The organism is Microbacterium sp. (assembly GCF_047971895.1).
Lineage (GTDB): Bacteria > Actinomycetota > Actinomycetes > Actinomycetales > Microbacteriaceae > Microbacterium.
The window spans coordinates 1-8,485 of record NZ_JBKEAF010000109.1 but is presented as its reverse complement, the minus strand read 5'-3'; the positions used below and the strand labels follow the sequence as shown (position 1 = coordinate 8,485).

Genomic DNA, 8,485 nt, shown 5'->3' with positions numbered 1-8,485 from the left:
TCGGGGCTCATGTTGCCGATGGTGGCGCGGTTGGCCAGCGGAACGGATGCCACGCCTTCGCCGTAGAACTCGACGAACTTGCCGACCACGCCGTGCTCGCGCAGCATGTCGGTGATCGTGAGCACGACGTCGGTCGCGGTGACGCCGGCTGGGATCGCGCCGGTCAGCTTGAAGCCCACGACGCGCGGGATGAGCATCGACACGGGCTGGCCGAGCATCGCCGCCTCGGCCTCGATGCCGCCGACGCCCCAGCCGAGCACGCCCAGTCCGTTGACCATCGTGGTGTGCGAGTCGGTGCCGACGCATGTGTCGGGGTACGCCTGCAACGCGCTGCCGTTGGCGCGGTCGTAGATGACCTTCGCCAGGGGCTCGATGTTCACCTGGTGGACACTGCCGGTGCCGGGCGGCACTACCTTGAAGTCGTCGAACGCGGTCTGGCCCCAGCGGAGGAACTGATAGCGCTCGCCGTTGCGCTCGTACTCGATCTCGACGTTGCGCTCGAGCGCGTTCTCGGTGCCGAACAGGTCGGCGATGACGGAGTGGTCGATGACCATCTCGGCGGGCGAGAGGGGGTTGATCTTGTTCGGATCGCCGCCCAGGGCCGTGACGGCCTCGCGCATCGTGGCCAGATCGACGATGCACGGTACGCCGGTGAAGTCCTGCATGACCACCCGGGCCGGGGTGAACTGGATCTCGGTGTCGGGCTCGGCCGCGGCATCCCAGTTGCCGAGCGCTTCGATCTGCGCCCTCGTGACGTTCTTGCCGTCCTCGGTGCGCAGCAGATTCTCGAGCAGCACCTTGAGGCTGAACGGAAGCTTCTCGTAGCCCGCGACCGTGGCGATGCGGAAGATCTCGTAGTCGGTGCTGCCGACCGTCAGGGTGCTCTTGGCACCGAAGCTGTCAACCGTGGACACGTCTGGCTCCTTCGTCGGCGGCGGGGCGGGAACGTCTGCGCTCCGGCAACCCCATCCTCCCCCCGTCTCCGCGGCATGGCTAGTCAGGTTCCCCTAACCCGCTTCCCCTGCCGCGTTGGGAGGAATTTATCTTGATGTCAAGATAAATATATCACTCTGGAGGGCGCTCCGACCCACCGCCACGGGGATTCAGCGCGCGGACGGCGAGCCACGTCACAGCGACCAGCGGTGCGAACAGCGGGATGCCCATCACCAGCTTCGTGGCCGCCAGCGCCCCGGTCAGCGCGACCTCGTCGGGCGAGCCCGGAACCGCGCCACCGGCAGCGAAGTACAGCGGCAACTGCACCGCCAGCCGCAGCGCGAACAGGGCGGCCCAGGCGATCGACAGCCAGAAGTACACCCGCCGCTTGCGACGATCGGTGCGCCACTCTGTGCGCTCGCCCATGAGGAAGCCCGCCGCCAGCCCGATCAGCGGCCAGCCGATCACGGCGGACACGAGCAGTACCGTGCCGTATGCGCCGTTGGTGACGAAGCCGAGCACGAAGTTGTCTTGGGCGCGGCCCGTCCACAGCGCGAGCGCGGCGGCGGCCCCGGTGGCGATCAGGCCGCCGAGCGCGGCGCTCGGCGGAGACTTCGCCGCCAGTCGCACCACGGTGAAGACGACGGCCAGGCCGACCGAGATCGCCAGGGCGAGCAGCAGGTGCTGCGCGACGGTGTAGATGACGAGGAAGGCGAGGCTTGGTAGCACCGATTCGAGAACTCCGCGCCAGCCGCCCATCGCCCGCCACACGACGTGACCGGTGGTCGCTTCGGCAGCCGGATCGAGCCCGGCCTTACGTGCGGCGGCGCCGAGCGCCGCACCGAGGATGTCGGACGCGGCGCCCGACTCCTCCTCGCCCTCGGGTCTGCTCACGCCGATCCCGGGGTCGCCGGCATGCGCAGCGGGATCAGGTCCCGGGGCGGCATGGGCGACCCGCCGCGGACGACGACGATCGAGCGGAACAGGTCCTCGACACGAGCGGCCGCCTCCGGATCGGACGCAGCGGCGCCGCCGATGACACCACGCAGAAACCATCGGGGTCCGTCCACGCCAATGAAGCGTGCGAGCCGGCGGCCCGGCTTGCCGCCGTCGGCTGCGGCCACGGGAACCTCGGCGAGCAGCTCGAGACCGAGCGGGCCCTCCCGCTCCTCGACGCGGCCGCCCTGCTGGCGCACCTGCTCGCGGATCTGGTCGCGGGTCTCGGCCCACAGGCCGGTCGTGCGCGGGGCGGCGAACGGCTGCACCTGGATCGTGGAATCGGCGTAGTCGAGCCCGACGGCGACGATGCGCTTGGTCTGCTCCTCGACCTCGAGCCGGAGGTTCAGCCCTTCGCGAGGCAGGATCTTGATGCCGCCGAGGTCGATGTAGGGGCGCACCGGGTTCGCCTCGGACACGTCGAACGGCCCGGTGATCGCTCGATCGGCCCGCGCTGGCGAATCGATCTGCGTCGGCGCGTCGACCGGTGCCGGTGTCTGCTCGTCACTCATCGGAGTGCTCCCTTCTGCTCGGGTGTGCCCTGATAGCCCGTCGAGCCGAACCCGTCCTGCCCGCGTACGCTGTCGGGCAGCTCGGCGACCGGGACGAAGTTCGTGCGCAGCACCGGCATCACGATCAGCTGCGCGATGCGATCGCCCACGGCGATGTCGTAGGCCTCTTCGGCGTCGGTGTTCAGCAGTGCGACCCGGATCTCGCCGCGGTAGCCGGCATCCACCGTTCCTGGCGAGTTCACGATCGTGATGCCGTGCCGGGCGGCCAGCCCGCTGCGCGGAACGACGAACGCGGCGTACCCGTCGGGAAGGGCGATGCGCACACCCGTCCCGACCAGCGCACGCTGCCCGGGCTCGAGCCGCACCGCTTCGGCGGCGACGAGATCGGCACCGGCGTCTCCCGGGTGAGCGTAGGCGGGCGGTTCGGGTGCGACAATGGGAACATCGACGGTTTCGGGCACTCATCGAGGGTAATGCAGAACAGCACGCAGGGCACTCATCCGACTCATAGCGCGCACGCGCCCGCGCAGGTCACGTATCGGGAGCGATTGACTCCCTCGCTGGGGGTTTTCATGGCCGCCGTGATCGTCGCGCCGATGGCGATGCTGGTGCTCGTGCGGGTCGATCAGATCGTCGCGTTGGCGATCGGCGTGCTCGTCGCGGTCCTCGTGATCGTGCTGCTGATCGTGACGTCGCCGGTGATCGCGGTCAGAGGCGAATGGCTGTATGCGGGTCGCGCGCGCATCGACGCGCGGTATCTCGGTCACCCGGAGCAGCATCGCGGGCCCGACGCCCGGAGGCGCCGCGGCACGGACTTCGATCCGCGGTCGTGGCATCTGATCCGCGGCGGCGTCGACGGTGTCGTGACAGTGCCCGTGGAGGATCCCGCCGACCCCGTTCCGGTGTGGGTGCTGTCGTCGCGGACGCCAGATCGTCTCGCGGCCGCGATCGACGCGGCGCGGGTCAGGCGGCGCACTCCCGGCAGATGAAGCCGTCGGGGCCCTCGTGGTCGACCTGGGAGCGGTGCTTGACCAGGAAGCAGCTCATGCACGTGAACTCGTCCTCCTGCGGGGGAAGCACGACGACGTCGAGTTCGAGGTCGGAGAGGTCCGCTCCGGGCAGCTCGAACCCCGACGGGTTGTCTGCGTCTTCGACGTCGACCGAACCCGAGAGCTTGTCGGGAACGCGCTCCTTGAGCGCCTCGATCGACTCGCTCTCGTCTTCGCTCTTACGAGGTGCGTCGTAGTCGGTAGCCATGCGTGATCGTCTCTTTTTCTCGTGCTCGGGGGCCCGTGCGCAGTCGGTCGGGCGGCGATAGTCTGCACGACGGCGTTCTATTGTGCAAATGCGCGTTCGGGTGTGTCGCGGATGAAACTCGCGGCGCGCCCACGTTATTCCGGGATGTCGGTGACCGACGTGGCACCATGGGCGCAAACCAACCGGAGAGGCAGTCGCATGGAGCAGCTCAAGGTCATCGGAACCGAGGACGACACCCTCGTCCTGGCGACCGAGTCGGGCGATCGCTTCGCGCTCCCGCTGGACGAGGTGCTCAGGGCGGAGACGCGCCGTGCTCGGCAGCATCGCGATCCAGAGGCGACCGCGAACAAGCCGAGCCCCCGAGAGATCCAGGCGCACATCCGCGCCGGCCTGTCCGCGCAGGACGTCGCGGATCTGCTCGGTGCGCGTGTCGAGGACGTGGCCCGGTTCGAAGGACCCGTGCTCGCCGAGCGCGAGCACATCGTCGGCCAGGCGCTCGCCGTCCCTGTGCTGCTGGCAGGCGATCTCGAGCACGAGGGGCTCCCCTCGTTCGGCACGGCGATCCGCGGCAAGCTCGCAGAGGCCGGTGCCGTGGGCGAGCGCTGGACCAGCTGGAAGGAAGAGTCCGGCTGGGTGGTCAAGCTCGAGTTCACCGCCGGCGAGGTCGATCGTGACGCACGCTGGGGCTTCGAGCCCAAGCGCAGCACCCTTACGCCTCTCAACTCCGAGGCCGTGCAGCTGTCCCGGCAGGGCCCGCTTCCCGAAGGGCTGATCCCGCGCCTGCGAGCAGTGGACACGCCGCCGACGATGAAGGACGACTCGCGGTTCGACAGCGGTGCGTTCGGCCCGCGTCGGATTCCGGAGCCGGCCGCCGACCTCGAGGCACCGCCGATGACCGAGCCGACGACGGCCGCGGTGCATGCCGCGGCGATCAAGCGCGCACCCGACACGAACGCCACCAGTGCCGAGACAGCGGACCTGCTCGAGGCGCTGCGGCGCCGCCGCGGTGAGCGCGAGCCGCAGCCGCAGGCGTCTCACGACGACGACGCGCACACACCCATCGCGCTGTTCGACGCCCTCGAGCCCGGTTATGACGACGCGGTGGAGCAGGGTGCCGACCAGCCCGACGAGCCCACCCGCGAACCGGCGACCGTGGCGGCCGGCGAATCGGGACGACGCAAGGGCCGATCGGCGATGCCGTCCTGGGACGAGATCGTCTTCGGTGCTCGGTCCGACGACTTCTGACGCTCAGGCCTGTGCGAACGCGCCGAGGCCGATGAGCGGCACGGCGCGCTCCTCGTCGGTGAGCGAGCCGTGCTGGCCGACCATGTGCTGTGCAGATGTATCGTTGACGCGATCGTCGTAGTACGCGATCCGGGCACGGGCCGCCACCACGACGTCGCCGATCCGAGGTCTCACCTCGGGATCGACCCGCCCGAACAGACCGGCATCGATCGCCTCCGCACGCGTCAGCACCCACGAGCGCTCACCTTCGGACGCGCGCCAGCGGCAGATCACCTCATCGAGCGCCGCCTCGTCGTCGACGTACAGGTGCAGCACGCGCGGCTCTCCCCCGAGATGCCGCACACCATCGAGCAGCGCGTCGCCGGTGCCCAGCAACACGTGCCGGTGCCGTGGCACATCGACCATCCCATGGTCGGCGGTGGCCAGCACCCCCACGCCGCGCCGGGCCGCCTGCGCGTGCAGCGCCGCCGCCGCGGCATCCAGCTTCTCCAGCGCCGCTGCCCACTTCTCGGACTCCCACCCGTGTGCGTGGCCGATGCGGTCGAGATCCGGGTGATACAGGTAGACGAGGGCGCCGGGATGCGACGCGGCCGCCTCCACCGCGGCCTCCACCCGCTCGGCGAGATCGTCGATCCCGATGAACTGGCCGCCGCGGAAGGCGGCCGTCGTGAAGCCTGTCCCCCGGTACTGGCTGCGCGTGACGACGACGCACGCCCGGCCGCGCACCGACTCACGCTCGAACACGGTGTCGCTACGCTGCCAGATCAGCGGGTCGAGCCCCGAATCCTCCCAGCCCGACAGCTGGTTGGCCATGACGTCCGAGCCGGGAACGCGCACGCGATACCCGACGATGCCGTGCTCGCCGGCCGGCCTAGCGGTCATCAGCGAGGTCAACGCGGTCGCCGTCGTCGACGGGAACGTCGTGTGTGCGACGGACCTCTTCGTGAGCCGATCGGCGAGGAAGCGCGCATGCCCCCGACGGGACGACAGGTTGCGGGCGCCCAGACCGTCGACCATCAGCACGATGCCGCTGCGCGCAGGCGGGAACCACCCTGTGTCGTCACCGTCCACGGCGGCGATCACGTTGGGCCACACGTCGGTGAGGCGCCGGGTGTGCGCGGGCTCCGCGGGTAGGCTGAACGGCATCCGAGCAAGTCTCGCACACGCCTCGCGAGGCGCGCACGCGACCCGGACCCCGACCCTCCCGAGACACGGAACCGCATGCCCGAACGACCCTCGCCGCAGCCGATCCACGAACGCATCGAAGACGTCGACGTCTCCGCCGAGATGCAGGGATCGTACCTCGAGTACGCGTACTCGGTGATCTACTCGCGTGCCCTGCCCGATGCGCGCGATGGCCTCAAACCCGTGCAGCGTCGCATCCTGTACCAGATGGCCGAGATGGGGCTGCGCCCCGACCGCGGGCACGTCAAGAGCGCCCGCGTGGTCGGCGAGGTCATGGGCAAGCTGCACCCGCACGGCGACGCGGCCATCTACGACGCCCTGGTGCGACTCGCGCAGCCGTTCTCGCTGCGCGTGCCACTCGTCGACGGTCACGGCAACTTCGGGTCGCTCGACGACGGGCCGGCCGCATCGCGATACACCGAGGCGCGTCTCGCTCCTCCGGCGCTGGCGCTCACCGAGCACCTCGACGAGGACGTCGTCGACTTCATCCCGAACTACGACGGCCAGTTTCAGCAGCCCGAAGTGCTGCCCGCGGCGTTCCCGAACCTGCTGGTCAACGGCACGAGCGGAATCGCCGTCGGCATGGCCACGAACATGGCGCCGCACAATCTCATCGAGGTCGTCAGCGCCGCCGTGCACCTGTTGGCGCACCCCGAGGCGACGCTCGAAGAGCTCATGGAGTTCGTGCCGGGACCCGACCTGCCCGGCGGCGGTGTGATCGTCGGCCTCGACGGCATCAAGGATGCGTACGCCACCGGGCGCGGCACGTTCCGCACCCGCGCGAAGACGAGTGTCGAGCAGATCGGTCCGCGGCGCACAGCCATCGTCGTCACCGAGCTGCCGTATCTGGTCGGCCCCGAGCGCGTGATCGAGAAGATCAAGGACGCGGTGGGGGCGAAGAAGCTCACCGGCATCTCGGATGTCACCGACCTCACCGACCGCAAGAACGGGCTGCGCCTGGTCATCGGGATCAAGACCGGCTTCGACCCGCAGGCAGTGCTGCAGCAGCTCTACCGGCTGACCCCGCTCGAGGACTCCTTCGGCATCAACAACAACGCCCTGGTCGACGGGCAGCCGCAGACGCTCGGTCTGAAGCAGCTGCTGCGGGTCTACCTCGACCACCGGCTGCGCGTCGTCACCCGGCGAAGCGAGTACCGGCTCGCCCGCAAGCGGGAGCGCGTACACCTCGTGGAGGGGCTGCTCATCGCGATCCTCGACATCGACGAGGTCATCCAGGTCATCCGCACCTCCGACGACGGCGAACAGGCACGCGCGCGCCTGCAGAGCGTGTTCGATCTCTCCGAGCGGCAGTCGGAGTACATCCTCGAGCTGCGCCTGCGGCGACTGACGAAGTTCTCCAGGCTCGAGCTCGAAGCAGAGCGCGACGCGCTGCACGCCGAGATCGCCGCGCTGGTCGAACTGCTCGGCGACCCGTCGCTGCTGCGGCTCGAGGTCGCCGGCGAGCTCGAGGCGGCTGCCGACGCGTATGGCACCCCGCGTCGCACCCTGCTGCTCGACGGCGGCCCCGTCGCGGCGCGTCCAGCGCGTGGCGCCGCGCCCGACCTGCAGATCGCCGACGCGCCGTGCCGCGTGATCCTGTCGGCAACCGGTCGTATGGTGCGGGTGCCGCTCGACGAAGACGGCGGGGGCATCGTGCCGCCGGCGCGCCGGGCGAAGCACGATGCCGTGCGCTCGTCGGTGGAGACGACCACGCGCGGCGATCTGGGCGCGGTCACCAGCACGGGCCGGCTCGTGCGCTTCTCCCCTGTCGACCTGCCCGCGGTTCCAGGCAACTCGGTGCAGCTGTCGGCAGGCACGCCCGTCGACCAGTATCTCGGCCTCGCGCCGGGAGAGCACGTCGTCGCACTCGTGCCGCTCGCCGGCGACCCGCCGTTGGCACTGGGCACGGCGCAGGGCATCGTCAAGCGCGTCGCCGCGGCAGAGCTGGGTGCCAAGCACGATGTCGAGATCATCGCGCTCAAGCCCGGTGACCGCGTCGTCGGCGCCGATGTCGCGCCCGATGGAGGCGAGCTGGTGTTCGTCACGAGCAACGCCCAGCTGCTGCGCTTCGATACCGCCGCGGTGCGACCGCAGGGGCGCAGCGCGGCGGGAATGGGCGGCATCCGCGTCGCCGACGGTGAACGGGTGGTGTTCTTCGGTGTCGTGCCACCTGCGGAGGACGACACCGTCGTGGTCACGATCGCCGGTTCGTCGCTGGCGCTGGCCGGTGCGGACGCGGGCTCGGCGAAGGTCACCACGCTAGCGGAGTTCCCCGCCAAGGGGCGCGCGACGGCCGGAGTGCGTGCGCAGCGGTTGCTCAAGGGCGAAGACACCCTCACGCTGGCCTGGGTGGGAAC

At 70.0% G+C, this 8,485-nt stretch carries 9 protein-coding genes; 3 read left to right on the top strand and 6 right to left on the bottom strand.

Going from position 1 to position 8,485, the window contains the following annotated elements; genetic code table 11:
- From ACK5IN_RS08825 to dut, 4 genes are all read right to left on the bottom strand, one after another.
- A partial coding sequence (locus ACK5IN_RS08825; RefSeq protein ID WP_416895819.1) for an aconitase family protein occupies positions 1-914 on the bottom strand: 914 nt, incomplete at its 3' end.
- Between the two features lie 151 nt (positions 915-1,065).
- Positions 1,066-1,827, bottom strand: coding sequence for a DUF3159 domain-containing protein (locus tag ACK5IN_RS08820; RefSeq protein WP_416895818.1), 762 nt, complete (start codon positions 1,825-1,827; stop codon positions 1,066-1,068).
- Positions 1,824-2,441, bottom strand: a complete 618-nt coding sequence (locus ACK5IN_RS08815) for a DUF3710 domain-containing protein (RefSeq protein ID WP_416895817.1) — start codon at positions 2,439-2,441, stop codon at positions 1,824-1,826. Before ACK5IN_RS08815 ends, ACK5IN_RS08820 begins: the two co-directional genes overlap by 4 nt.
- On the bottom strand, positions 2,438-2,902 hold the full coding sequence (dut, locus tag ACK5IN_RS08810; RefSeq protein ID WP_416895816.1) for a dUTP diphosphatase: 465 nt from the start codon (positions 2,900-2,902) through the stop codon (positions 2,438-2,440). Before dut ends, ACK5IN_RS08815 begins: the two co-directional genes overlap by 4 nt.
- 12 nt (positions 2,903-2,914) lie before the next feature.
- Between dut and ACK5IN_RS08805 the strand changes: the two genes are divergently transcribed.
- A complete protein-coding gene (locus ACK5IN_RS08805; RefSeq protein ID WP_416895815.1) occupies positions 2,915-3,430 on the top strand; it encodes a DUF3093 domain-containing protein in 516 nt (171 codons plus the stop codon).
- Here the strand turns inward: ACK5IN_RS08805 and ACK5IN_RS08800 are convergent.
- The gene (locus tag ACK5IN_RS08800) at positions 3,405-3,698 is read right to left on the bottom strand and encodes a DUF4193 domain-containing protein (RefSeq protein ID WP_416895814.1); all 294 of its coding nucleotides are present in this window, start codon (positions 3,696-3,698) and stop codon (positions 3,405-3,407) included. The two genes, ACK5IN_RS08805 and ACK5IN_RS08800, sit on opposite strands and share 26 nt — an antisense overlap.
- Positions 3,699-3,896: 198 nt before the next feature.
- On the opposite strand from ACK5IN_RS08800, the gene sepH reads away from it, so the two are divergent.
- Positions 3,897-4,943: a septation protein SepH gene (sepH, locus tag ACK5IN_RS08795; protein WP_416895813.1), complete on the top strand. Its 1,047-nt coding sequence runs from the start codon at positions 3,897-3,899 to the stop codon at positions 4,941-4,943.
- A gap of 3 nt (positions 4,944-4,946) precedes the next feature.
- Here the strand turns inward: sepH and ACK5IN_RS08790 are convergent, their stop codons facing one another.
- Positions 4,947-6,089: an alkaline phosphatase family protein gene (locus tag ACK5IN_RS08790; protein WP_416895812.1), complete on the bottom strand. Its 1,143-nt coding sequence runs from the start codon at positions 6,087-6,089 to the stop codon at positions 4,947-4,949.
- A gap of 75 nt (positions 6,090-6,164) precedes the next feature.
- Between ACK5IN_RS08790 and ACK5IN_RS08785 the strand changes: the two genes are divergently transcribed.
- A partial coding sequence (locus ACK5IN_RS08785) for a DNA gyrase/topoisomerase IV subunit A (protein ID WP_416895811.1) occupies positions 6,165-8,485 on the top strand: 2,321 nt, incomplete at its 3' end.